Below are 23,703 nucleotides of genomic sequence, written 5' to 3'. Positions count from 1 at the left end.
GATGACGCACACCGCGACCCCGCTCCGTGCCCCAACTCCCGTACCGGGCACCGCAGTCGGGCCAGCCACACACCGCGGCGGGGGCCGGCTGCGGGCGCTGGACGGGCTGCGGCTGGTCGCGGCGCTGATGGTCGCCGCCTACCACTACGGCGGCCGGGACGGTGAGGTCGCCCGCGCCTGGGGCAGCAGCCTGCGGCATCAATTCCCCACCCTGCACGAGTGGTTCGCCTACGGCTGCCTCGGAGTGCAGATCTTCTTCGTCATCTCCGGCTTCGTCATCTGCATGAGCGGCTGGGGCCGCCCACTGCGCGCCTTCTTCGCCTCCCGGGCATCCCGGCTGATGCCCGCGTACTGGGTGGCGGTGGTGCTGGTCACGGCCGTCTTCGCGCTGCCGCCCGTGGTGTTCGCCGCGGTGTCCCCCAGCGACGCCCTGCTCAATCTGACCCTGCTCCAGCAACCCCTGGGCGCGGACCGGGTCCTCGGGGTCTGCTGGACACTCTGGGTGGAGGTCCGCTTCTACGCCCTCTTCGCGCTCTGCCTGGTACTGCCCGGGGTGACCCGGCGCCGGGTGGTGCTGTTCTGCGCGCTGTGGACCCTGGGCGCGGCCCTCGCCGAAGCCGCCGGGCAACCACTGCTCGACCTGGTGCTGATGCCGCAGTACTCGCCGTACTTCATCGGCGGTATGGGCCTCTACCTACTGCACCGGGACCGGCGGGACACCCTCGCCTGGGGCATCGTCGGCGTCAACTGGCTGATCGGGCAGCACTACGCGGTCACCGAACTCTGGCACCCGGCCGACCCGCACTTCTTCTCGTACCGCTCCGCCACCGTCGTCGTGCTGGTGGTGACGGCCGGCTTCGCACTGGTCGGGGCGATCGCCCTGGGTGCCCTGGACCGCGTCGACTGGCGCTGGCTCACCGTGGCAGGCGCCCTCACCTACCCGTTCTACCTGGTCCACGAGCATCTGGGCTGGGTGGCGATCCGCTTCCTCCACCGCGGCCTCGGCGTCCCGTCCTGGGCGACGTTCCCGCTGGCCACGGGCGGGATGCTGCTCCTGGCGTGGCTGCTGCACCGCTGGGTGGAGCGACCCGCCACCCCGCTGCTGCGTACCGCGCTGCTCCGCAACACCCGTTCCCTGCCGCCCCGTTGAGGAGCCGGGCGGACTCAGGCGCTGGCCAGCGACAGTTTCACCGCGAAGCCGAGGAAGAGGGCGCCGACCGCCGAAGTGGCCCCGGCCGAGAGGCGTTTGCGGCGACGGAAGGCGGCGGCGAGACGGGTACCGGTGAAGATCAGGGTGCTCAGATAGAGGAAGCTGGCGAACTGCGCGAACAGCCCGAGCACCACGAAGGACAGCGCCGGGTGCGCGTACGCCGGGTCGACGAACTGCACGAAGAAGGCGATGAAGAAGAGGATCGCCTTCGGGTTGAACAGGCTGATCACCAGGGCCCGCCGGAAGGGCCGCTCGTCCTCGGCGGGCGCCGCGCCCTCCCCGGCGGCGGCCCGCTCACGCCGGTCGCGCCACATGCCCCAGGCGGAACGCATCATGCCGAGGGCGAGCCAGCTCAGATAGCCGGCACCGGCGTACTTCACGATGCCGAAGAGGAGCGGATTGCCCTGGAGCAGGGAGGCGACCCCGGCCGCGGACAGGGTCATCAGCACGGTGTCCCCGCAGAACACTCCGGCCGCGGCCCGGTACCCGGCCCGCACTCCGCGGCGTGCCCCGACGGACAGCACATAGATCGAGTTGGGGCCGGGCAGCAGGATGATGAGGACAAGCCCCGCCAGATAGGTGGGAAGGTCTATGACACCGAACATGTCCGGAGTGTCGCACGCCGCCGCGCCACCCACCCATCCCGTTCCGCGGTACGGACACCGCCCCCGGTACGGGCGCCGTCAGTAGACATCGCCGGGCACATACGCGCCCCACACCTCGCGCAGCGCGTTGCACACCTCACCGACCGTGGCGCGGGCCTTCAGGGCGGCCTTCATCGGGTAGAGGACATTGCCGTCCTCGCTCTCCGCGGTCTTGCGCAGCTCGGCGAGGGCGTCGTCCACCGCGGCCTGGTCGCGTCCGGCGCGGAGCGCGGCGAGCCGCTCGGCCTGCTGCTGCTCGATGGCCGGGTCGACGCGGAGCGGCTCGTACGGCTCCTCCTCGTCGAGCTGGTAGCGGTTGACGCCGACCACGACCCGTTCACCGGCGTCGGTCTCCTGCGCGATGCGGTAGGCGGAGTGCTCGATCTCGGACTTCTGGAAACCGTGCTCGATGGCGCTCACCGCGCCGCCCAACTCCTCGACCTTGCCCATGAGTTCAAGGGCGGCGGCCTCCACCTCGTCGGTCATCCTCTCGATGACGTACGACCCGGCGAAGGGGTCCACGGTGGCGGTGACATCGGTCTCGTAGGCCAGCACCTGCTGGGTGCGCAGGGCGAGGCGGGCGCTCTTGTCGGTGGGGAGCGCGATGGCCTCGTCGAAGGAGTTGGTGTGCAGCGACTGGGTGCCACCGAGGACCGCCGCCAGGCCCTGCACCGCGACCCGCACCAGATTGACCTCCGGCTGCTGCGCGGTGAGCTGCACCCCCGCGGTCTGCGTGTGGAAGCGCAGCATCAGCGACTTGGGGTTCTCCGCGCCGAACTCCTCCTTCATCAGCCGCGCCCAGATCCGGCGCGCGGCACGGAACTTGGCGACCTCCTCCAGGATCGTCGTACGGGACACGAAGAAGAAGGAGAGCCGCGGCGCGAAGTCGTCCACGTCCATCCCGGCCGCGACCGCGGTGCGGACGTACTCGACACCGTCGGCCAGGGTGAAGGCGATCTCCTGCGCGGGTGAGGCGCCGGCCTCCGCCATGTGGTAGCCGGAGATCGAGATGGTGTTCCACCGGGGGATCTCGGCCTTGCAGTACTTGAAGATGTCGGCGATGAGCCGCAGCGAGGGCTTCGGCGGGAAGATGTAGGTGCCGCGGGCGATGTACTCCTTGAGCACGTCGTTCTGGATGGTGCCGGTCAACTGGCCGGCGGACACGCCCTGTTCCTCGGCGACGAGTTGGTAGAGCAGGAGCAGCAGGGCGGCCGGCGCGTTGATCGTCATCGAGGTGGACACCTTGTCCAGCGGGATCCCGCCGAACAGCACCCGCATGTCGTCGATCGAGTCGATCGCCACCCCCACCTTGCCCACCTCGCCGGCGGCGATCGGCGCGTCGCTGTCGTGCCCCATCTGGGTCGGCAGGTCGAAGGCGACGGAGAGCCCCATGGTGCCGTTGGCGATCAACTGCTTGTAGCGGGCGTTGGATTCGGTGGCGGTGCCGAAGCCCGCGTACTGCCGCATGGTCCAGGGCCGGCCGGTGTACATGCTGGGGTACACACCGCGGGTGAACGGGAACGAGCCCGGCTCGCCGAGCTGTTCGGCGGCGTCCCACTCGCCCAGCGCGTCCGGTCCGTAGACCGGCTCGATGGGCAGACCGCTCTCGGTGTGCCGACCGCCGCCCGCATCGCGCCCCATGACTGTGCCTCCAGTTGATGTTCCGACTCGCCCGGCGGACCACGCGTGACCAACTGGTAACGAGTCAGCCTTGCAACGGACTGTAGTGGGGGCCGTGCGGCCGATGGAGAGCCACACGCTGGGACCTTCCTCACAGCGGGCCCCGCCGGCGGGAACACACCGCCACCCACCACTCCGACCGCGACCCCGGCCGCACCCTACCGGCACCGCCAACTCCCCACCGGCCAACGGCAGATGGGTGGAGACGGGGAATCCTGGGGAAGGTGCGCCGGTGCCGGACCGAGCCGGAGAGGACCGGAGCGAAGGAGAGAGAAGGAGAGGGAGTGAAAGGGGGCGCGGGCGGGATCGGGGGAACGTGTCCCGCCCGCGCCGGTGGCACTGAGCCGTGGGTACGGGGGGAACCCCGGCTCGTGCTCGGCCGATGACCAGTCGGCTCGTTAGTTACTGCGTCACCCGGCGCGAAAGTGTCACACCCCTGGGGTGCCGGTGTTTTCCGACGGGTCCACCGAGGGCGTCCCGGCCTCCGACTCACCGCTCTGCGGCGGGGTGCTCTGGGGCGCGGCGCTCTCCGGTGTGGTGCTCTGGGGCGCGGTGCTCTGGGGTGCGGTCCGCCGGCTCTGGGGCGGGACGCTCTGGCGGTTGCCACCGCCGTCCTCGCCCCCGCCCTCGCCACCGCCGTCGGTGTCGCCCTGGTCGCCGCCCTGCCGACCGGACCCACCGCCGGACCCACCGCCGGACGCTCCGCCGTACTGTCCGCCGACGAGGCCCGGCTTATAGCTGCCGGAGTCGGCGAGGACGGCGTCGCAGAACCGTTCCACCCGTTCCCGTCCGCGGGCCGCGTCGTCGAGCTCGCGGCGACCGTCGCCGTCCAGTGGCTTGCCCGCCCGGTAGTCGCGGCAGGCCTGGACAACCCGGGGCCACCAGGACGGAGTCCCGACCGGGTCGCCGCCGCGGTGCGGATCGATGCTGGGGCGCGTACTGAGCCCCGGCCGGCTGGTGCCCGGACTCGGAGAGGTGCTGGGGTTGCGCCGACCGTGACTGGGACTGCCCTCCGGAGTACCGGGGCGGCTGCCGTCGCGCTTCTCGCGGCCGTCGGTGTCGTCCGGGGTGGGCGACATCAGGGGCTTGGGGGTGACGACCTCGGAGACGCTGCTCCCCGGTTCCGGCGTACGGTCCCTGCCGAAGGGGGTGGGCAGGACTCCGGTGCCCGCGGCCACCGCGACACCGCCGATCATGCAGCCCGCGAGCGCCGCGGCCAGTCCGTACCGTGCGGGCCTGGCCCAACGCGCCGGTTTCCGGGGGGCGTTGCCCAAGTGGACGACATCGGCTGTGTTGTTGGCGTTGTCGGTGCCATCGGCGCTGTGGGCGGCCACCGTGGCGAGGGAGGGCGTGGCGGCGGGCGGGCAGGTGGTGCGGGCTGCCCGGAAGGCGGCCAACGCGACGGCCTCGCCCGGGAGTTCGGCCGCAGCAGGCTCCCGGGTGCGGTGGCGGGCAGCAAGGGTGTCGAGGGCCCGGCCGAGCCGTTCCAGCCGAGCGGCACCGGCCGCGTCGAGATGCCCGGTGTGAAGGGGCGCGCCGTCGAGAAGCCGGTCCGCGGTATCCGGGTCCAGCCAGCCACCGTGACCGTCGTCCCCGCCCGGCACCGCACCACCCGGGAAACCGGGGCGGGCCGGACCGGTCGCACCCGCCACGGAGAGGCGCGGCGGCGGCTCCTGAGCGCCGGGGGCGGGGTGGGTACCGGGTGCGCCGTGTGTGCCGTGCGTGCCGGGTGCGCTGGGGTGGTCGAGGCCGTCGTGGTCGCCGGGGCGGCCCGGGACTCCGTGGCTGTCCGGGACGTCGGAACCGCGGCCGCGGGTGCCGGGGGCGCGGGGGCCGCTTCGGGTGCCGGGGACGCCTTGGCCACCGGGTGCGTCGACGGCTCCCGTACCGCCCCGGCCACCCAAGTCCCCGGAGGCGCGGGCCTCTTCGGGGGCGCCGCGCACACCTGGCCGGCCCGGTACGCCCCGGACAGCCCGCGTGCCATGAGCGGAGCCCTGTACGCCGGTCACACCGTGGCTGCCGGACACACCGGGAACGTCGTGGTGGCCGGAACCGACGGGTCCGCCGGGCCCTCCGTGACCGCCAAGTGTGCCGGGCACTCCGTGGGCACCGGGAACGCCCTGTGCACCGGTGACGCCGAATCCGCCCGGCTCTCCGTGGTCGCCCCGGGTCTCCTGGGCCTCCCGGACGCCCCGGTCTCCCTGGTTTCCGGGGTCTCCCTGGTCTCCCGGGCAGAGGGAGTTCTCGTCGGCCATCACATGTCCTTCTGCGTCCGTGCGGGCGTTCTCGTCACACCGGCGGGTGCCGGTGCGGCATCCCGGGGCCGCTGCGGCGGCACCAGGTCGAGCCCTTCGGGACGGTGAGCGTGCGGAGCGGTGTCAAGGAGTTCGGCGAGCTTTTTGAGGCCGCGGTGGGCGGCGGTGCGCACGGCACCCGGACGTTTGCCGAGGGCCTGCGCCGCGCTCTTGGCGTCCAGGCCGACGACGACGCGCAGTACCACCGCTTCGGCCTGGTCCTGCGGGAGTTGGGCGATGAGGGACATGGTGTCGCTGGTGGCGAGGGACTCCATGGCCTCGCCCGCGGTGTCGGCGGTGGCGGCCCGGCCGGTGAGTTCGGTCTCGTCGCCGCCGATGGCGGGGCGGCGGCCCCTCATACGTATGTGGTCCAGGGCCCGGTTGCGGGCTATCCGCGCCGCCCAGCCGCGGAAGCGGTCCGCGTCGCCGGTGAAGCGGTGCAGGTCGCGGGCTATCTGGAGCCAGGACTCGGAGGCGACGTCCTCCGCGTCGTGCTCCCCGACGAGCGTCCGTATATAACCGAGCAGCCGCGGGTGCACGGCACGGTACACAGTACGGAACGCGGTCTCGTCTCCGTCCTGTGCCGCAAGCACCGCGGTGGTCAGCTCCGCGTCGTCCCCCAGCACTACACTCCCCTTGCGCCCGATAGACGCCGCTCCCGCGGACCTGGCTGCTCGACCATCGGGTCACTCAAACTGACGGCTACGGTCCGATCCTGCCTCAGAGCCCGGCGCGAACCGCACGCTACGGCTTGAAATCGCCCACGTCCATGGTTGTACAACGTGCAACCAGACTGGTGGAAGGTGGGGTGTGACACAAATCCGGGGGCCGACGCTGAGAGTAGTACGGGCCGCCGCGCGGCCCGTGCCGTGCGGCGGCCGGGGCCTCTCCTGTGGGGGGTGGCGGCTCCGGCCGTTGCCGCCCCCTCACCGCCCCGCCCCGGAAACGGCGCGCGAACGCCCAGGCCGGCACGGCCCGCCCCACCCTCACTCGGCCGACGCGCACCCGCCCCGCGGCCGACTCGCCGGGCACCCGCCGCGAACCGCGCCCGCCCCCTGGCACCCACTCCCCACCTCCCGTCTCCGCTCGCGGCGCCCGATCTCCCGCGCCCCGCGATCCTTGATCAATTCGGCGCGATTCAGCACCCGGACGCCACCACTCCGCCCCGGCCTCACGGCACTTGGCGCGGCGCCCACCCCTCGGAGCCGGGCAAGCGCCACCCCCGTCTCCCCCACCCCTTGCCCGGCCCTGACCCCGCCCTGACTCTGTCTTGAAATACGTTGCATATGCAACTCCCGCTTGATACACATGACTTGCCTAGTACGGCGGTGGTCGGCGGCCGGTAGACCGACAGCTCGGTTTGCCGACGCGACCACCCGGCCAGGGGGCTTGCGAGGCACAACTACCGGTGCAGTACGGGGGGTTCGCGTGACCGGGTGGGACATCACGCCCAGTGGGGTGGAGTCGATTCTGTCGTTGGTGGCCCTCGCCGCCGACGACCTGAGCAAAGACCTCAAGGGCTACGGCAAGAGCGCCCGCACCGCCGCCACCTGGGTCGGCACGATCAGCGGCCAGTACTGCGGCGAGGCACCGACGGGGCCGGTGGGCGCCGCGGTGGCGAACTTCATCACCGACACCGAGGGCGAGATCCGCTTCCTCGCCGCCCGGACCAGAAAGACGATGGACGGCACCGTCGAGGCCACCAGCGCCTATATCGCGGGCGACCTGGCGATGGCCGCGCACGCCCAGCGGGAAGCCGCCAAGGCCCCCACCCCCGCGGAACTCCTCGCCGTCGGCGGCAAGTCCGGCCACCACGGCGCGAAGTAGGCCCCGCGGTGATCGAAGCGAGCGGCATACCCCAGTACAACGGTGACTTCGCCAAGGTGGAGGCGGCCGCGTCCCACCTGCGGACGCGCGCCACCGGCATCCGCGGCGGGGGCGCGGACATCCACTCCCGCTTCCAGGCGACGGCCGCGTACTACCAGGCCCCCGAAGCAGGGCAGTTGCTCTCCTCCACCCAGCCGGTGATGGACCGGGCCGACGGTTTCGCCGCTGATATCGAGACGCTCGCCGACGCCCTGGACACCTTCGTCACCGAGGCCAAGCCGCACGCGGACCGCCTCAGACAACTGCGGCTGGACGCCATCGCGTTCGCGGAAAGCGTCGAGGGCGACGACGACTGGACCGACGACCAGGACAAGCACGACCGCAACAAGGAACTCATCAGCGCCGTCTCAGCGGCCCGCGTCGGCTTCCACGATGCGGAGCGCAGAGCGGCCAACAAGATCAACGCCATCAGCCCCGCCGTGTGCCGACCCAAGTGGATCCAGGACGACGGCAGCCATCGCCCCGGCATGTACGGCGAAAGCCTCGACACGCTCGACAACACGGAAGACCTCCCCTGGGGCACGGCGGAGGAACGCACCTACGAGCGATGGAGCCTCGACTGGTGGGGGCACGGCGCCAAGAGCTGGGCCTGGGACGGCCTCATCAAGGACGACATCGTCGGCACCCTCGACAGCCTCGGCACCCTCCTCGGCTACCACGGCCTCGAAGCCCGCGACGAGGCCTGGAACGGACTGCGGCGCAGCTTCGTCGGCGGCTACGCCTACGGCATGGACCTCGTCGGCCAGGGCGAGCACCTCTCCGACTGGCAGCGCGACAGCAAGACATACGCCAAGGAGTTCGGCAAGTAGTTCATCGCCTACGACCGGTGGCAGGAGGACCCGGCCCGCGCCCACGCCACCGTCTCCTTCAACCTCCTCACCTTCGGCGCCGGCCCCCTCGCCGCCGCCTCGAAACTCGCCAAGGGCAGCACCTTCGCCAAGGGCGCGGCCGCACTGGCAAAGGTCGGCGAGGTCCTCGACCCGGTCTCCGGCAGCCTCAAAGCCACCAGAGCCCTGTCCGACCTGCCCAAGATCTCGACGGTACTGGCCAACGTCAGCGACCAACTCCACCTGCCCACACCGAAGTTCCCCAACACCGCCCTGGACCTCAACAACCGCTGGCGCCTCACCCCCGACGGCCACCTCATCCCCCTCGCTCCAGACGGCACCCCCAACCTCGCTCCGGCCCCACACGAACCGGCACCGGGACACACCCCGGGACACACCCCAGCGGCGGATCGCGAGTTGGCGGGGGTGGGCGGACGCGGAAGCGGGGCTGCGCATGTTCGGGCGGACGGCCACGTTCCCCCTCAGACGACGCACGAGGCCACCCACAGCCCCCGCGCAGGAGACGGATCTCACGGCCCGACGAGCAGCGAGCACGGACCGACACGGACCGCCGGCTCCAACCATCCTGGTGCGGCCCATGGTGACCCCTCCGCGGGCTCGCCCCACCACGATTCCGCCCCGACCGGCGGCGGGGACACACCACCGCCGGGCCTCGGCAATGTCCATGGCGGGCCAGGGCACGGCGGGTCCGAGGGCCATGGTGGATCAGACTTCGGTGACACAGCGCTGCCGCTCGAACGCGGCAGTCAACTGGAGCAGCAGATACGCGACCAACTGCGTGGCTCGGACGTCAAACCAGGAGACCTGGAGACAGTACTCGCCAACCTGAGCACCCACCCCGCAGGCCGCGAGATCGCCGAGATAATCGCCTCGGGAAGATACAACAGCAAGGGTTACCACACGGTCGTCTCAAGCCTCAGCAAAACGAACGGAATGGCAGGCGGTATCGAGCAGCTCCGACTTGCCGAACGAATAAGCGACAGCGGGCACTATCACATTGACTTCGAAGTCAAGGGTGGAATCAAAATCAAGGAAGGCGTGGTAACCGGAGAGGGAACGGATCTCGATGTCTTCGCCCGCGACTCGCACGGAACCACATACGGGTAACAGTTCAAAGACATACAGAACCCGAAGAAGATCGTCAACAAGATCCACGGACATCTCAGACAATTGAGACATTCGGGGACTGATGTTAGGACCTTCGTAGTCGACAGTAGGGGGACGCTGGCAGACTTGGTTGCCAACGGCATTCCGAGACGCCTGAGCGAGACCTACGGGAAGAATAATATTCAATTCGTCATTCGCGTCGAGGACGGTACACTGATGATTCCGCCTGGCGGCGAGTTCATGCCTGGAGGTACGCCATGATTACTTCTACTCCCGTTGCCCGATGGAGCTGGGGCCGCGAAGCAGTAGGGCAGGACCATCTAGCGGATTTCATCCGTACATTCGCCTCGGCCTTCTCCGTGCTCAAGAATCATCGACTCCTCTTGATTGACATCCCCGTCAAGATCTCAATCCACGAGTCCGGCAATATTGATAAGTTCCTGTTTCGACGCGAGTTCAACTTCAGTGAAAACATCTCCCCGAACAGCGCGGAGAGTATTGCGCGAAGCATTCGCTCCGACATGTTTCCCGGCGAGCCCGGTGGTTTCGATATCGACGCTTACTCTCCCAGTCTTCGCCGCGAGTATGACCCAGACATCCCAGTGGAAAAAGCGTTCGCGCTCAATGCTTTGATGGTCGTTGATTACATCGCCATTCAAGTGGAGGCATATTCTGATGCATGGATGCAGTACGACCTGAAAGCGCGTCCTCAACTCGAACGCTACGCGGTGAACCGTCCACGACTGGCGATCGCGCTCAACGATATCTCCGAAGCAACAGGCGGAGAAATCGACCCTGATGACGCCACGTGGTTCGGCAAACCGACCGAGGATGGCATCGAGAATCTTCACTACAGTGACGGGTCGATCCCGGACGTATGGGGGCAGCATGAAATCCCCCATCGAAACGCCGTGTTCCATTACACGCCTGAATTCGGCCCGGCCACTTACGCCCGCTCCGTGACGGGACCAATCCATTATGTACCGGTAGTGAAGGGACAAGATTTGCTGGGCTACCTCTGGATCTCGGATCCAGAGGTAGCGGCCAGCTATGAACCATTCGAGCCGGCGGAAGGAAACGGCTACAAAGCAGGAATTCGCTGGATTGAGCGATTGGACGAGGCCAACGCCCGTGGCCTGTCGCCATCAGCCGCACTGACCGAGTTCGCCTCACTTCCCGAGGACCCAGTTGCGGGACGATTGGACGCGGCCAGCGCTGCCACCGCACCGGATCTGGCAGAACTCAGAGTCAAGGCCTCATACGACTGAGCCGTGGTCCACGCCTTCCCGAAGAGCCCCTATGGATCAGAAACTGACGCACCCCTCCCGGTGGCTTGCATCACGCAACAGCCGACCAAAATTCAACCTGCCAGATGATGGTGCCGCCCTGTGGCCCGACTGGCGGCCGCTCTTCATGCACTCGACGCACTTCTCGGCGTAAAGGTCACGCCCGGCGAACCGACTTACTTCGGAACGGCCAACGGATACGGAGTCGCAACACCGGACGTAATCGACGGACGAGGCCCCGACCTCACGTACAGAATCTGACGCGTCCCGAAGCCCCCCGCACAACAGAAAGCATCCACCCCCATGACCCACGACGTAATAGCGCTCACGCCTCGTATGCCGGGCACGGAGGAGTTGTTGGCGGCGTTTTATGCGGGTGGGAGTGAGGTTCGGGTTCGGGGGGTGGGGGGTGGGGGTGTGGTGGAGCTCTGTGCGGATGGGGGGCGGGTGGTGGTGTCGGTGGAGGCGCCGCGGTTGGTGCAGGTGGAGGGGGAGGTGGGGCGGCTGCTGGGGGTTGGGGTGGGTGGGGCCGTGTGGTGGACGGAGGTGCGGGCGGCTGCGGGGGTCGAGGGGGCGTTGCGGCTTGCGGGGTCTGTGGCCGGGCGGCTGGCCGTGCTGGTGGGGGGTACGACGTGGCCGGGTGAGGCCGCGCACACCGATGTGGTGGTGGTCCCGGACGGGGAGGGCCAGGAGGGCACCGGGCATCCGGGGGTCGACCTGGTCACGGAGCGGGCGGCCGTCGTCGTCCAGGATCGTCCTGTCGTCGCCACCACGACCCTGTTGACCGATGTGATCCGGACCGTGGGCGAGAGCGGGCGCGAGTTGTGTGTGGTCACGCCGCCCGGCACCCGGCTCACCCTTCCCACCAGCACCGTGCTGCGGCAGATGCCTGCCCGCTGGGTCGTCTCGGATCCGCGGTGTGGTTACCGCGACGGGCGTACCGGGGCCGAACTCCGTTGGAGGGATGGGCAGTTCGCGCACGTGCTGGATGACGATGATGGTGGGCCGCGGACCGCTGATGCCTTTCGGCCCGAGGCGGGTGTCCTGGAGGAGCGGCAGTTGCGGGTGTCGCTGCGCACCGTGCGTCCCGCGACCGGGGACCTCGTCCTGGGGGAGGCTCTGGCCGATGCGTGGCGGGTGCTGACCGGTGCGCCGCCGGCCGGTTGGGGTACTGCGGAGCCGGTCAACTCGCCTTGGTCGGCACGGCAGTTGACGGAGCTGGCGCGGGCCAGGGCGCGGGAGTCGCGGCCGACCTGGCTGGTCGCCGTCGGCACTCCCGACCGTCCGGCGCTCGCCACCGTGCGTATCGCGCACACCCGGGCCGGGGTGGAGGAGCACATCGCGCTGTCTCTCGGCTACGCGGCCGGTGAGTGCCCTCCGATCGGTGCGCTGCCCGAGTTGGCCGAGGTGCTGGCCGTCCGCCGCGACCTGGCCACCATGGTCGCCGAACTACGTTGCGCGCGCGCCGACTTGACCGTCCCGGCCAGCTACGAGCCGCCGCCGGTACCGGTCTCCCTGACCCTCGGTTCCGAGGCGGTGGCGGGACTCGGCGCGGCGTACGTACGGGAGGCACCGGTCGAGACGGCGCCGGTCGCGCTCGGGCCGGCCGGGCGTCCCGCGCTGCACTTCGGCCTGGGGGACGGCACCGATCCCTCGGCCCGGGAGCGTCTCGCCCGGATCGACCGGCATCTCCACCGCGCCCGGCGATAAGGAGGGGGCGGGGGCGGTTCAGTTGTCGCCCTGGCCGCCGGTGTCCTCGGACGTGCCACCGCCGTTGCCGCCCGAACTGCCGCCCTCGTCCTTGCCGTTGCCGGCTCCGCCGTTGCCGCCGCCGGACTTGCCGCCGGAGTCGCCGTTGCCGTCGCCGTTCCCGCCGGATTCGGCGTTGCCGTTGCCGTTCCCGCTGCCGCCGGATTCGGCGTTTCCGTTGCCACCGGAGTTGCCGTTCCCGCTGCCGCCGGATTCGGCGTTTCCGTTGCCACCGGAGTTGGCGTTGCCGTTGCCGTTTCCGCCGGAGTCGGCGTTGCCGTCGGAGTCGTCGCCGTTGCCGTCGTCGCTCTTGCCGTTGTCGCCGGACTTGCCGCCGCGCTTGCCGTTTCCGGAGTTGTCGCCCTGGCCCCGGGTGCCGGGGGCGTCGTGGCCGTGCCCGGAGCCGCTTTCCGACCTGCCGTTGCCGGTGGCGGTGAGGCCGGCGCAGTAGGAGTCGACGTGCTTCTCGCCGCCGGCCGCGCCGACCAGCCGCTTCCAGGCGCCGTGGCCGAGGCCCTTGCCCTGTGCGCCCGTGCCGTCGGCGCCCTTGCGCTTGCCGGGGGCGTCGGAGGGCGGGCCGTTGCCCGGGGTGCCCTTGCCCGGGGTGCCCTTGCCCGCGGCCCGCAGATAGGCCCGGCACAGGGCCTCCTCACTGCGGCCGCGGCCGGCCCCACGACTGTGGCGGTCACCCTCGGACGGGGTGCCCTCGGGGGACTCGGAGCCGCGGTCGGCTTCCGCGGAGCCGGGGGCTCGGCCGGTGGGGCTGGGGGTGGCGGAGGCGTGCGGGCGGTCGTGGTGGAGGGCGGGCGGTACGCCGATGGCGGCCATGGCGACTCCGCCCGCGGTGGCCGCGGCGAGCACACCGCCCACCACACCCTTCACCGAGAGCGGCGGCAGGAGACGCGGGTGGGGGCGGGGCCGCCAGTCGTCCCGGCGGCGGGGGCGTGCGCGGTGCGCACCGCTGTCCCGGGCCTCCCGGAACGCGGCCACCGCCCGCTCCTCACCCGGATCGAAGGCACCGCCCGAACCCCGGGCACCCGCCCCAGCACCGGCCGTAGTGTCACCCGCGCCCGCGGAACCGTCACCGCCGTGCGCGCCATACGCGCCGGCCGTGCCGTACGCATCGTCCGGGCCGTCCGGGCGGCCCCCGCAGAAGTTCTGGTCCATCTCACTGCCCCAGCGTCCCCGAGCCGTCATCCGTCACACCCGGCGTCCGCAGCCGCTGCGCGAGCCGTTTCAGTCCCCGGTGCGCCGCGGTGCGTACCGCGCCCGGGCGCTTGCCGAGGACGCGGGCCGCGGCGGGGCCGTCGAGTCCGACGACCACCCGCAGCAGCACCGCCTCCGCCTGGTCGGCGGGCAGCGTGGCGATCAGGGCGAGGGCCTGCTCGGTGGAGAGCGCCTCGAAGACCTGGTCGGGGGTGTTGTAGGTGCCCGGCAGTTCCAGCAGGTCCTGCTCCAGGGCGGTGGGCCGCGGTCTGACCTTCTGGCGGCGCAGATGGTCCAGGGCGCGGTGGCGGGCGATGGTGGCGGTCCAGCCGCGGAATCCGGCGCCGTCCCCGCGGAACCTCCCCAGATCGCGGGCGATTTCCAGCCAGGCGTCCGAGGCGACGTCCTCGGCCTCCTCGCCGACGATGCCGCGCAGATAGCCCAGCAGCGCGGGCTGCACCAGCCGGTACGCGACCGCGAACGCGGTCTCGTCGCCCTGCTGCGCCCGCGCCACGGCGGCGCCCAGTTCCTCGTCGGACGCCTTCGGGCGCCGGGACCCGCCTCCGCTGCCCAACCCCGTTCCCCTGCACGCCGTCATGGCACAGGTCACACCGTGCCGCCTTCCATGGTCATCAGCGGCGCATCGCACGGAAGCGTCACAGCCGAATCGCCCGGAACTGTACGGGAGGGCGCACTACGGGCGCCAGGCCGGGTCCACGGAGACGGAGGGATCGGGGGCCGGGAAGTAGGGCGGCAGGCCCTGCGGGCGGATGTCGCCGAGGACGAGTCCGGCGAGGCAGCCGGTGAGGTTGCGCGGCACCTCGTCCCACTCGCCGCCCGCCGCCTGCACCACTACGGTCCAGCGTTCCGGACCGGCCGGGGAGGTCCGCCAGTAGAAGGTGGCGCCGTCCAGCGAACCGCCCCACGGCAGCAGCCCGCCCGGCCCCGGATACGGGATGTGGCCGCCCGCTCTGCCGTCGCGGCGGGCCCGGTCCAGCGCGTCCAGGCAACTGAGGATGCCCTCGACGTAGTACCGCTCGCTGCCGGGGCGGGGCATCCGGACGCCCAGCCAGTCGTCTATGACCAGGCCGTGGTAGCGGTGGACCAGGTCCACGTAGTCGCCGGGGAGCGGGGTGTCCAGGGCGCGTTCTATCAACGGCCAGTCGACCGGGCCCTGTTGGGCGTCCGGCACCCGTACCCGTACGAGCGCGGCGCCGTGCGATACGCCGCGGGCTCTGGCCCTTCTCCCGCTGCCGACCGCCTCGTCCCGGGCTCTGCCCAGTTTCACTAAAGCGGGCAGAGCCCGCTCCAGAAACTCCACCGACACAGCTTCACCGCCCCTTCCGCCACCTCACACCCCGCTCAGCGTCAAACCTTGATGGAACGTCACACCCCTTCCTCACGAGGGCGGATGAGTCCTGCACTCCCCCTGAGTGACCCGCCGCACAACCAGTAGGCGTTGTGCGCGAGAGGGGGGACGGCGAAGGTTGTCGACCATGACGGCGGAACACTTGGTGTGGATCTCCCTGGCGGGGGTGTGGGCCGGCGGGATCAACACGGTGGTCGGGTCGGGCACGCTGGTCACGTTCCCGGTGCTGGTGGCACTGGGCTATCCGCCGGTGACGGCGACCACCTCCAACGCCATCGGGCTGATCGGCGGCAGCATCACCGGCGCCTACGGCTACCGCGGCGAACTGACCGGGCAGCGCGACCGGCTGATGCGCTACGGGGCGGCCTCGTTCCTCGGCGCGATCGGCGGGAGCGCGCTGCTGCTTCTGCTGCCGCCGGGGGCGTTCGAGGCGGTGGTGCCGGCGCTGGTGGGGATGTCGGTGCTGCTGGTGGCGGTGCAGCCGCTGATCGCGGGCAGGCTGCGGCGCCGCTCGGAGGGCGACGGCCGGACCGGGTTCGGGCTGTATCTGCTGGTGTTCCTCATCGGCGTCTACGGCGGCTACTTCACCGCGGCCCAGGGCATCATGCTGGTCGGCGCGATGGGCCTGATGCTGACGGATCCGTTGCAGCGGCTGAACGCCTTCAAGAACGTGCTGGGCAGCATCGTGAACGTGGTCGCGGGGGCGATCTACGCGGTGGTGGCGCCGGTCGACTGGGCGGTGGTGGCGGTGCTCGCGGTGAGTTCCACGGTCGGCGGGGTGATCGGGGCGAAGGTGGGCCGGCGGCTGCCGCCCGCGGTGCTGCGGGCCACGGTGGTGGTGATCGGCGTGGTGGCCGTGGTCCATCTCGTCACGGCCTGACCGCTCGGGCGGGCGCGGAGGCATCGGGCCCGATTGCGGTCGGGTCACGAGGTGGCGCCGCCGTACAACTCTTTCCGCCGTGACGCGGGTCACAGGTGCCTGGGGTGATGTCCGGTCGGACGGGCGCGCTGGACATCACGGACTGGCCGATTCCGGCCGGTCGCGGACCGCTCGTGGGCGGGGCCGGACTTTCCGCGGATCACAGCGAGGGGTGGGGCATGAGCCCGCGTGACTCACGCAGGGCGCGTTCCGCGACGTCGCACGCGTACTGGCCGCTGCGCCTGCGGCGCAGGACCTGGATCACGCTCGGCGCGGTGCTGCTGGGAGGGGCCGGGGCCGCCACCTACGCGATGGCGGGGCCGTCCGGGGACGCGCCGCACGACGGGGTCGCGGCGCGCGAGGCGGCGGTGCACAGTCTGCGGCTCCAGAGCCGGGGCGCGCACCGCGAGGGCCTGGACCGGCACGGCACCGACCGCTTCAGCGCGGTTCTGGTCACCTGGGCCGACCCGGAGCAGCGACTCGACGGCACGGCGCAGGTCCGGTACCGCGCGGCGGGCGGCGAGGACGACGGGAACGGGCTGCTGGCATATCTCGGCAGCGGCAGCGGCGGGGTCTCGGTGTCGGGCGCGATCACCATGAGCCGCGGCACCCTGGGCGCCCCGGCCGGCGCCCACCTCGGCGCCACCCTAACCCCCTGAGCGCAGCCCCACCGCGTACGGCCGGGTCCCGGGTCAACGGGGCCCGGCCGTACGGGTGTTGAGGATTCCCGGGGTCAGGGGCGGGTGCGGGCGCGGCGGGAGAGGGCGGCGCGCAGGACGCGGCGGCCCTCGACGGTGAGCGCCAGTGCGGGCCGCAGCCCGGCGGTGCCCTGCTCGGCGAGGAGGCGCAGGATCTGCTGCTGGCGGCGGAGTTCGGCGGCGGCCAGCATCGGCATCCCCTCGGTACGGCCGGCCCGCCACTCCGCCACCGGCCCCGACCCGCCGACCCGGTCCAGCACCCGGTGCACCTCCAGCACGGCGACCGAGCACCCGCCGGCCCACTCGGCCAACTCCCCGTCCCCCGCGGCCCCTTCAAGACTGGCGGGGGCTCCGGCGAGCATGGTCCGGGCGGCGTCCACCGCGGCCTGCGGCGCCTCGGCCGGGACCGCGGCCAAGAGAGCGGTACGGGCCTCGGCGAGCCGGGCCGTCCAGTCCGCGCCACCTTCGGCCAGCGAGGTCCACAGCGGCCGCAGTTCCTCCTCGCCGCCGAGCAGTGGCGCACAGCGGTCCAGGCAGCCGAGACCACTCGCGGCCAGCTCCAACGGCCCGGCGTTCTCGACCAGTTCGACCAGATTCATCGCGGCTGCCTCCCACGCCGGGAGCGGCCCCGGCCCGTCCCTTCCTGCGCACAGAGCCACCGGAACGTCACTGTCCGGTGGCTCTGTGCGCCGAGAGGGGGTGGCCGCTCACCCCAGGCGCTGCGCCAGTGCGCTGAACTGCGCCCAGGTCAGGGCGGGTGGCCCCGGGTCCCACAGCTTCTGGACGGTGGCCCGCAGCGGCATCCGGATCCCGGCCGCCACCTGGGCCTGGGTCTGCGCGTTCGGGATGTCGCCCCAGATCGCGAAGCTCCCGCCGAGGATCTGCCGGTCGTACTTGGCCGGCACCGCCGTCGTGTCGCGCAGCACCCGCGGGCCCCACTGCTTGTAGATCCGCTCACCGGTGGGGTAGACGAAGGTCTGCGGCTGGCCGAGGACGTAGTACATGAACTCGTCGTTGTAGTTGACCACGTCCCGGCCCTCGGCCAGATACTCGGTGGGCTGCCGCGCCCCGATCTCCTTTCCGGTCCAGTACGCCACGTTCAGCTTCGGGTCGGCCTTGACCGAGGTGCCGCGGAAGAAGCCGTCGTTCCAGGCGCGCAGCGAGCGCTTGGACGGGGCCATGGCCTTGGCCCGGTCGTTGAGCCAGCCGGTCGCCAGATCCTCGATGGTGCCGTTCGGCCCGTACTTCTGGTGGGCCGCCGCGGTCAGTTGGGGGAAGGACGCGGCCGGGTTCTGCACCATCAGCGCCGCGTACTCGTCGCCGCCCAGATGCCACTGGGTGCCGGGGAAGAGTCCCTCGTACTCCTTCAGCAGATCGTCGACGAGGGCGCCGGCGGCCGGTTTGGAGATGTCCACGGCGCCGCGGATGACGCTGCCGGAGGTGCTGCGCAACCGGAGTTCGGGGTGGGCGTCGATGACCGCTCCGAGGTGCCCCGGCGAGTCGATCTCCGGCACGATCTGGATGTGCCGGCTCTGCGCCAGCTTCACCAGCGACCGCACCTGCGCCTTGGTGAGATGGTCCTTGGAGACGATCTCCGGATGCGAACTGGACTCGATACGGAAGCCCTGGTCGTCGGAGAAGTGCAGCCCCAGCTCGTTGAACTTGAGGTCGCCCAGCTCCCGGATGCGGTCCTCGATCCAGCTCTCGCTGTACGTCTTGCGCGCGATGTCCAGCATCATTCCGCGCCGCTGCTTCGCCGGCCGGTCGTTCACCACGCCCTCCGGGGCGGTGCCGCCGCCGTGCACCTCCTGCTTGAGGGTGCGGGTGCCGTAGAAGACACCGGTGCCGGTGCTGCCGGTGATCCGCACCTGCCCCCCGGCCACCGACATCGAGTACGCCTCGCCGCCCGTCACCTTCGGGTCGAGCGCCAACTCCACATCCCCGGCACCGGCCTTGGCCTGCCCGCCGTACGTCAGCTTCAGCTCACCGGCCAGCAGCCTGCCCTCGTCGGCGAGCGTCCCGTCGGAGACCACGACCCGGCCGCCGGCCGGCTTCCAGCCGGGGCCGCGGGCCGCGGTGTGCTCGCGGACCGCGGGGATCGTCTGGGGCGCCTTCGACAGCGGATAGGAGCGGGTCGGGGACGGCGAGGCCTGCGGGGAGGAGACGGTGGCCCGGTCGGAGGCGCGGTCCCCGCCGCCGTCCCCCTCGGGCCAGACCGCGTAGGAGATGCCGGCCGCGGCGGCCACCACGACCACCGCGGAGGCCACGATCGCGGGGCGCCTCACCGGCCCTCACCCGCCCCGGCCGGGCGGCCGGCAGAACGGCCCGGGTCACGGCCGTCCTGCGGTCGGGCGGTGGCGTCTGCTCGCATCACGTGCGCCTCCAGTCGGGGTCCTGCGGGGGTCGGACTTCGGCGGTGGCCGACGCCGCGAACCTAAGCCCGCGGGCGCGCACGCCGCGAACCGGGGCCACGAGCAGGACGGCTTGACGTCCACCACCTCGGTTGAAACTCTCCCGTACGGGTGAAATTCGTGCAGACGTCGGACAGCGGCCGCCCCGGCTCGCTACGGTTTCCCCATCCGCTTCCCCGCCACCCCTTACCGATCCCGCACCCTGGAGTCACGCTGCCCGCGCACCGCCCCCGCCCCGCGATACCGGCCCAGGGCCTCACCGCCCCGCGCACGCCGGGGCTCGACGGGTTCAACGCGGCCGCCGACTCCACCGCGCAGGCCACCCTCCTCGGCTGCTGCGCCAGCCTGCGGTGGGCCCGCCGGGTCGCCGCCCACCGGCCCTACCCGGATCTGGAAGCACTGCTCGCCGCCGCCGAAGAGGCCGCCTACGACCTGAGTCCCGCCGAACTCACCGAGGCCCTGGGCCGGGAGGCGCTGGCACTGCCGCCGGGAGCGGGTCAGCCCGTAGCGCACACGGCGCTCAGCGCGGCCCACGCCCGGTACGAGAGCACCTTCGGCTACGCCTTCGTGATGTGCCTGGACGACTACGCGCCGCGGGAGGCACTGGACCAGGTACTGACCGGGATCCGGTCACGCATGGACAACGATGCGGAGAAGGAACGGGCACTGGCGGGAGAGGAGCTGCGCCGGGTGGCGCTGGGCCGGCTCCGCCGCCTGCTGTCCGAGCCCAGCTCCGCGCCCGTCCCACCGGGCGGATCACTTCCCCCGAAACGGTACGAACCGGCGGATTCAGATCGCCCGGATAGCCTGTACGTGCCCGTTTGACCGCCTGTTTGATCACACCACCGGACCCCCGGCGCAACGTTGCGAGAACACGTCGCTACGATGGCCGGGGCCGGTGGACCGTACCCGGCCGGGCCCGACCGACAGAGAAGCCGGCGCGGCCCCAATCCCCGCTCCCGGAGGGTTCTTCCGTGCCGGCTGGAACGCTGTACCGCGGCCGGGAAGGAATGTGGTCCTGGGTGGCTCACCGAGTCACCGGCGTCCTCATCTTCTTCTTCCTGTTCGTACACGTACTGGACACCGCTCTTGTCCGTGTCTCACCCGAGGCCTACGACAAGGTCGTGGCCAGCTACAAGACGCCGATCGTCGGGCTGCTGGAGTACGGCCTCGTCGCCGCGGTCCTCTTCCACGCGCTCAACGGCCTGCGTGTGATCGCCGTCGACTTCTGGTCCCAGGGCGCGCGCTACCAGAAGCAGATGCTCTGGACCGTGGTCGGTATCTGGCTCGTGCTGATGCTCGGGGCGCTGTACCCGGTCCTCGGCCACGTGGTCCGCGAACTCTTCGGGAGCTGAGGCAGATGTCCACTGAAGTCTCCGCCAACTCCGGCATCGGCCCCGTCGAAGGCCAGTCGTACGGGCCCGACAACCCGGCGCCCGTCATCGAGCCCCCGCGCAAGCGCACCGAGAAGACGCCCAAGACCACCCGGGGCAACTTCGAGTTGTACGCCTGGCTGTTCATGCGGCTGTCCGGCATCGTGCTGGTCGTCCTGGTCATCGGCCACCTCGTCATCCAGTTGGTGCTGGACGGCGGCGTGACCAAGATCGGCTTCGCCTTCGTGGCCGGCCGCTGGGCCAACCCCTGGTGGCAGGTCTGGGACCTGGCCATGCTGTGGCTCGCCATGCTGCACGGCGCCAACGGCCTGCGTACCGTCGTCAACGACTACGCGGAGCACACGAGCACGCGCCTGTGGCTGAAGGGCCTGCTCTACACCGCCACGGTGTTCACCGTCCTGCTGGGCACGCTGGTGATCTTCACCTTCGACCCGAACATCCGCTAGACGCCGGGGATAAGAGGGACCGAGGTATCCATGAAGATCCACAAGTACGACACCGTCATCGTCGGCGCCGGCGGCGCCGGTATGCGCGCCGCCATCGAGGCGACGAAGCGCAGCCGCACCGCCGTACTGACCAAGCTCTACCCCACCCGCTCCCACACGGGCGCCGCGCAGGGCGGTATGGCCGCCGCGCTGGCCAACGTGGAGGAGGACAACTGGGAGTGGCACACCTTCGACACCATCAAGGGCGGCGACTATCTGGTCGACCAGGACGCCGCCGAGATCCTGGCGAAGGAGGCCATCGACTCCGTCCTCGACCTGGAGAAGATGGGCCTGCCGTTCAACCGCACCCCGGACGGCACCATCGACCAGCGCCGCTTCGGCGGGCACACCCGCAACCACGGCGAGGCCCCGGTCCGCCGCTCCTGCTACGCGGCCGACCGCACCGGCCACATGATCCTCCAGACGCTGTACCAGGCGTGCGTCAAGGAGGGCGTGGAGTTCTTCAACGAGTTCTATGTCCTGGACCAGTTGATCACCGAGGTCGACGGGGTGAAGCACTCCGCCGGGGTGGTCGCCTACGAGCTGGCCACCGGCGAGATCCACATCTTCCAGGCCAAGGCCGTGATCTACGCCTCCGGCGGCACCGGCAAGTTCTTCAAGGTGACGTCCAACGCGCACACCCTCACCGGTGACGGGCAGGCCGCCTGCTACCGGCGCGGACTGCCGCTGGAGGACATGGAGTTCTTCCAGTTCCACCCCACGGGCATCTGGCGGATGGGCATCCTGCTCACCGAGGGCGCCCGCGGCGAGGGCGGCATCCTGCGCAACAAGGACGGCGAGCGCTTCATGGAGAAGTACGCGCCCGTCATGAAGGATCTGGCCTCCCGCGACGTGGTCTCCCGCTCCATCTACACGGAGATCCGCGAGGGCCGCGGCTGCGGCCCCGACGGCGACCACGTCTATCTGGACCTCACGCACCTGCCGCCGGAGCAGCTCGACGCGAAGCTGCCCGACATCACCGAGTTCGCGCGGACCTATCTCGGGATCGAGCCGTACACCGACCCGATCCCGATCCAGCCCACCGCGCACTACGCCATGGGCGGCATCCCCACCAACGTCGAGGGCGAGGTCCTCGCCGACAACACCACCGTGGTGCCGGGCCTGTACGCGGCCGGCGAGGTGGCCTGTGTGTCGGTGCACGGCGCCAACCGACTCGGCACCAACTCCCTCCTGGACATCAACGTGTTCGGGCGCCGCTCCGGTATCGCCGCCGCCGAGTACGCCGAGAAGGCGGACTTCGTCGAACTGCCCGAGGACCCGGCGAAGTTCGTCGAGGAGCGGGTCGAGATGCTGCGCGACTCGACCGGCACCGAGCGGGTCGCCGTGATCCGCACCGAGCTGCAGGAGTGCATGGACGCCAATGTGATGGTGTTCCGCACCGAGCAGACCATCAAGACGGCCGTGGAGAAGATCGGCGAGCTGCGCGAGCGGTACCGGAACATCTCGGTCCAGGACAAGGGCAGGCGGTTCAACACCGACCTGCTGGAGGCCATCGAGCTGGGCAACCTGCTCGACCTGGCCGAGGTGATGGCGGTGTCCGCGCTCGCCCGCAAGGAGTCCCGCGGCGGCCACTACCGCGAGGACTTCCCCAACCGCGACGACGTCAACTTCATGCGCCACACCATGGCGTACCGCGAGGTCGGCGACGACGGCACCGAGTCCATCCGTCTCGACTACAAGCCGGTCGTGCAGACCCGCTACCAGCCGATGGAGCGTAAGTACTGATGGCTACCCCGACCCTGGACAAGCTGGAGGCCGACTCCACGTCCTCGCACCTCATCACGGTCACCGTCCGCGTCCGCCGGTTCAACCCGGAGGTCTCCGCGGAGGCCGTATGGGAGGACTTCCGGCTGGAGATGGACCCCAAGGAGCGCGTCCTGGACGCCCTCCACAAGATCAAGTGGGAGCTGGACGGGACGCTGACCTTCCGGCGTTCCTGCGCGCACGGCATCTGCGGCTCCGACGCGATGCGCATCAACGGCCGCAACCGGCTGGCGTGCAAGACGCTGCTGAAGGACATCAACCCGGAGAAGCCCATCACCGTCGAGCCCATCAAGGGCCTCGCCGTCCTCAAGGACCTGGTGGTGGACATGGAGCCGTTCTTCCAGGCCTACCGCGATGTGATGCCCTTCCTCGTCACCACCGGCAACGAGCCGACGCGGGAGCGGCACCAGACCGCCGAGGAGCGCGAGCGCTTCGACGACACCACCAAGTGCATCCTGTGCGCCGCGTGCACCTCCTCGTGCCCGGTGTTCTGGAACGACGGCCAGTACTTCGGTCCGGCCGCCATCGTCAACGCGCACCGCTTCATCTTCGACTCGCGTGACGAGGCCGGTGAGCAGCGGCTGGAGATCCTCAACGACAAGGACGGCGTGTGGCGTTGCCGCACCACGTTCAACTGCACGGACGCCTGCCCGCGCGGTATCCAGGTCACCAAGGCCATCCAGGAGGTGAAGCGCGCGCTGATCACGCGGCGCTTCTGACCTCCGGGGGCG

22 protein-coding genes are annotated in these 23,703 nt (G+C 70.7%); 12 read left to right on the top strand and 10 right to left on the bottom strand.

The window, feature by feature from the left end:
• The first annotated feature begins 1 nt into the window (after nucleotide 1).
• The gene (locus ACFVST_RS16380) at nucleotides 2–1,150 is read left to right on the top strand and encodes an acyltransferase family protein (RefSeq protein ID WP_390151556.1); all 1,149 of its coding nucleotides are present in this window, start codon (nucleotides 2–4) and stop codon (nucleotides 1,148–1,150) included.
• Nucleotides 1,151–1,164: 14 nt separating this feature from the next.
• Here the strand turns inward: ACFVST_RS16380 and leuE are convergent, their stop codons facing one another.
• The 4 genes from leuE to ACFVST_RS16360 all read right to left on the bottom strand — a co-directional run bounded on the left by leuE (nucleotide 1,165) and on the right by ACFVST_RS16360 (nucleotide 6,454).
• Complete coding sequence (gene leuE, locus ACFVST_RS16375; protein ID WP_390151554.1) at nucleotides 1,165–1,815, bottom strand: leucine efflux protein LeuE; 651 nt, start codon at nucleotides 1,813–1,815, stop codon at nucleotides 1,165–1,167.
• Nucleotides 1,816–1,893: 78 nt separating this feature from the next.
• On the bottom strand, nucleotides 1,894–3,495 hold the full coding sequence (locus tag ACFVST_RS16370) for a methylmalonyl-CoA mutase (RefSeq protein WP_390151551.1): 1,602 nt from the start codon (nucleotides 3,493–3,495) through the stop codon (nucleotides 1,894–1,896).
• A 467-nt stretch (nucleotides 3,496–3,962) separates the two neighbouring features.
• On the bottom strand, nucleotides 3,963–5,561 hold the full coding sequence (locus ACFVST_RS16365) for a hypothetical protein (RefSeq protein WP_390151653.1): 1,599 nt from the start codon (nucleotides 5,559–5,561) through the stop codon (nucleotides 3,963–3,965).
• 227 nt (nucleotides 5,562–5,788) lie between these two features.
• On the bottom strand, nucleotides 5,789–6,454 hold the full coding sequence (locus ACFVST_RS16360; protein WP_390151549.1) for an RNA polymerase sigma factor: 666 nt from the start codon (nucleotides 6,452–6,454) through the stop codon (nucleotides 5,789–5,791).
• A gap of 802 nt (nucleotides 6,455–7,256) precedes the next feature.
• Here ACFVST_RS16360 and ACFVST_RS16355 point away from each other — a divergent pair.
• Both ACFVST_RS16355 and ACFVST_RS16350 read left to right on the top strand, forming a co-directional pair.
• Nucleotides 7,257–7,655 carry a DUF6507 family protein gene (locus ACFVST_RS16355; protein WP_390151546.1) on the top strand — a complete coding sequence of 133 codons (399 nt, stop codon included), beginning with the start codon at nucleotides 7,257–7,259 and terminating at the stop codon, nucleotides 7,653–7,655.
• An 8-nt stretch (nucleotides 7,656–7,663) separates the two neighbouring features.
• Complete coding sequence (locus tag ACFVST_RS16350) at nucleotides 7,664–8,524, top strand: hypothetical protein (RefSeq protein ID WP_390151543.1); 861 nt, start codon at nucleotides 7,664–7,666, stop codon at nucleotides 8,522–8,524.
• A gap of 948 nt (nucleotides 8,525–9,472) precedes the next feature.
• Here the strand turns inward: ACFVST_RS16350 and ACFVST_RS16345 are convergent.
• Entirely contained in the window at nucleotides 9,473–9,718 is a 246-nt protein-coding gene (locus ACFVST_RS16345; RefSeq protein WP_390151541.1) for a hypothetical protein, read from the bottom strand.
• Nucleotides 9,719–9,927: 209 nt separating this feature from the next.
• Here ACFVST_RS16345 and ACFVST_RS16340 point away from each other — a divergent pair, with 209 nt between their 5' ends.
• Nucleotides 9,928–10,938, top strand: a complete 1,011-nt coding sequence (locus ACFVST_RS16340; protein ID WP_390151538.1) for a hypothetical protein — start codon at nucleotides 9,928–9,930, stop codon at nucleotides 10,936–10,938.
• A 435-nt stretch (nucleotides 10,939–11,373) separates the two neighbouring features.
• Complete coding sequence (locus ACFVST_RS16335; RefSeq protein WP_390151535.1) at nucleotides 11,374–12,666, top strand: DUF6177 family protein; 1,293 nt, start codon at nucleotides 11,374–11,376, stop codon at nucleotides 12,664–12,666.
• Nucleotides 12,667–12,684: 18 nt separating this feature from the next.
• Here ACFVST_RS16335 and ACFVST_RS16330 read toward each other — a convergent pair whose 3' ends face one another.
• From ACFVST_RS16330 to ACFVST_RS16320, 3 genes are all read right to left on the bottom strand, one after another.
• Nucleotides 12,685–13,695, bottom strand: coding sequence for a hypothetical protein (locus tag ACFVST_RS16330; RefSeq protein WP_390151532.1), 1,011 nt, complete (start codon nucleotides 13,693–13,695; stop codon nucleotides 12,685–12,687).
• A 178-nt stretch (nucleotides 13,696–13,873) separates the two neighbouring features.
• Nucleotides 13,874–14,485 carry an RNA polymerase sigma factor gene (locus tag ACFVST_RS16325; RefSeq protein WP_390151529.1) on the bottom strand — a complete coding sequence of 204 codons (612 nt, stop codon included), beginning with the start codon at nucleotides 14,483–14,485 and terminating at the stop codon, nucleotides 13,874–13,876.
• A gap of 120 nt (nucleotides 14,486–14,605) precedes the next feature.
• Nucleotides 14,606–15,199, bottom strand: a complete 594-nt coding sequence (locus ACFVST_RS16320) for a hypothetical protein (RefSeq protein WP_390151526.1) — start codon at nucleotides 15,197–15,199, stop codon at nucleotides 14,606–14,608.
• Nucleotides 15,200–15,407: 208 nt separating this feature from the next.
• Between ACFVST_RS16320 and ACFVST_RS16315 the strand changes: the two genes are divergently transcribed.
• Together ACFVST_RS16315 and ACFVST_RS16310 are read left to right on the top strand one after the other, a co-directional pair.
• Nucleotides 15,408–16,160, top strand: coding sequence for a sulfite exporter TauE/SafE family protein (locus ACFVST_RS16315; RefSeq protein WP_390151523.1), 753 nt, complete (start codon nucleotides 15,408–15,410; stop codon nucleotides 16,158–16,160).
• A gap of 218 nt (nucleotides 16,161–16,378) precedes the next feature.
• The gene (locus ACFVST_RS16310; protein WP_390151520.1) at nucleotides 16,379–16,858 is read left to right on the top strand and encodes a hypothetical protein; all 480 of its coding nucleotides are present in this window, start codon (nucleotides 16,379–16,381) and stop codon (nucleotides 16,856–16,858) included.
• A 74-nt stretch (nucleotides 16,859–16,932) separates the two neighbouring features.
• On the opposite strand, the gene ACFVST_RS16305 is transcribed toward ACFVST_RS16310, so the two are convergent.
• Nucleotides 16,933–17,496: a hypothetical protein gene (locus ACFVST_RS16305; RefSeq protein WP_390151517.1), complete on the bottom strand. Its 564-nt coding sequence runs from the start codon at nucleotides 17,494–17,496 to the stop codon at nucleotides 16,933–16,935.
• 108 nt (nucleotides 17,497–17,604) lie between these two features.
• Nucleotides 17,605–19,182 carry a glycoside hydrolase family 20 protein gene (locus ACFVST_RS16300; protein ID WP_390151514.1) on the bottom strand — a complete coding sequence of 526 codons (1,578 nt, stop codon included), beginning with the start codon at nucleotides 19,180–19,182 and terminating at the stop codon, nucleotides 17,605–17,607.
• 246 nt (nucleotides 19,183–19,428) lie between these two features.
• Here ACFVST_RS16300 and ACFVST_RS16295 point away from each other — a divergent pair, with 246 nt between their 5' ends.
• From ACFVST_RS16295 to ACFVST_RS16275, 5 genes are all read left to right on the top strand, one after another.
• Nucleotides 19,429–20,133: a 2-oxo-4-hydroxy-4-carboxy-5-ureidoimidazoline decarboxylase gene (locus tag ACFVST_RS16295; RefSeq protein ID WP_390151511.1), complete on the top strand. Its 705-nt coding sequence runs from the start codon at nucleotides 19,429–19,431 to the stop codon at nucleotides 20,131–20,133.
• Nucleotides 20,134–20,282: 149 nt separating this feature from the next.
• Nucleotides 20,283–20,663: a succinate dehydrogenase, cytochrome b556 subunit gene (gene sdhC / locus ACFVST_RS16290; protein ID WP_390151508.1), complete on the top strand. Its 381-nt coding sequence runs from the start codon at nucleotides 20,283–20,285 to the stop codon at nucleotides 20,661–20,663.
• Between the two features lie 5 nt (nucleotides 20,664–20,668).
• The gene (locus ACFVST_RS16285; RefSeq protein ID WP_390151505.1) at nucleotides 20,669–21,148 is read left to right on the top strand and encodes a succinate dehydrogenase hydrophobic membrane anchor subunit; all 480 of its coding nucleotides are present in this window, start codon (nucleotides 20,669–20,671) and stop codon (nucleotides 21,146–21,148) included.
• A 30-nt stretch (nucleotides 21,149–21,178) separates the two neighbouring features.
• Nucleotides 21,179–22,933 (top strand): succinate dehydrogenase flavoprotein subunit, encoded by a 1,755-nt coding sequence (gene sdhA, locus ACFVST_RS16280; protein WP_390151502.1) that lies wholly within the window; start codon nucleotides 21,179–21,181, stop codon nucleotides 22,931–22,933.
• A complete protein-coding gene (locus ACFVST_RS16275; protein ID WP_390151499.1) occupies nucleotides 22,933–23,691 on the top strand; it encodes a succinate dehydrogenase iron-sulfur subunit in 759 nt (252 codons plus the stop codon). The genes sdhA and ACFVST_RS16275 overlap by 1 nt, the downstream gene beginning before the upstream one ends.
• Nucleotides 23,692–23,703 lie beyond the last annotated feature (12 nt).

Origin of the sequence: Streptomyces sp. NPDC058045 (genome assembly GCF_042885635.1) — a bacterium.
Taxonomy (GTDB): Bacteria; Actinomycetota; Actinomycetes; order Streptomycetales; family Streptomycetaceae; genus Streptomyces.
Note: the sequence above shows the minus strand (reverse complement) of the source record. Positions and strands in the feature narration are given on the sequence as shown.

Bases quoted from the DNA above. Each gene is read 5' to 3' on its own strand.
- ACFVST_RS16315 (WP_390151523.1), top strand. From the start codon at position 15,408: ATGACGGCGGAACACTTGGTGTGGATCTCCCTGGCGGGGGTGTGGGCC.
- ACFVST_RS16285 (WP_390151505.1), top strand. From the start codon at position 20,669: ATGTCCACTGAAGTCTCCGCCAACTCCGGCATCGGCCCCGTCGAAGGC.
- ACFVST_RS16310 (WP_390151520.1), top strand. From the start codon at position 16,379: ATGAGCCCGCGTGACTCACGCAGGGCGCGTTCCGCGACGTCGCACGCG.
- leuE (WP_390151554.1), bottom strand. From the start codon at position 1,815: ATGTTCGGTGTCATAGACCTTCCCACCTATCTGGCGGGGCTTGTCCTC.
- ACFVST_RS16275 (WP_390151499.1), top strand. From the start codon at position 22,933: ATGGCTACCCCGACCCTGGACAAGCTGGAGGCCGACTCCACGTCCTCG.
- sdhA (WP_390151502.1), top strand. From the start codon at position 21,179: ATGAAGATCCACAAGTACGACACCGTCATCGTCGGCGCCGGCGGCGCC.
- ACFVST_RS16370 (WP_390151551.1), bottom strand. From the start codon at position 3,495: ATGGGGCGCGATGCGGGCGGCGGTCGGCACACCGAGAGCGGTCTGCCC.
- ACFVST_RS16340 (WP_390151538.1), top strand. From the start codon at position 9,928: ATGATTACTTCTACTCCCGTTGCCCGATGGAGCTGGGGCCGCGAAGCA.
- ACFVST_RS16305 (WP_390151517.1), bottom strand. From the start codon at position 17,496: ATGAATCTGGTCGAACTGGTCGAGAACGCCGGGCCGTTGGAGCTGGCC.
- ACFVST_RS16380 (WP_390151556.1), top strand. From the start codon at position 2: ATGACGCACACCGCGACCCCGCTCCGTGCCCCAACTCCCGTACCGGGC.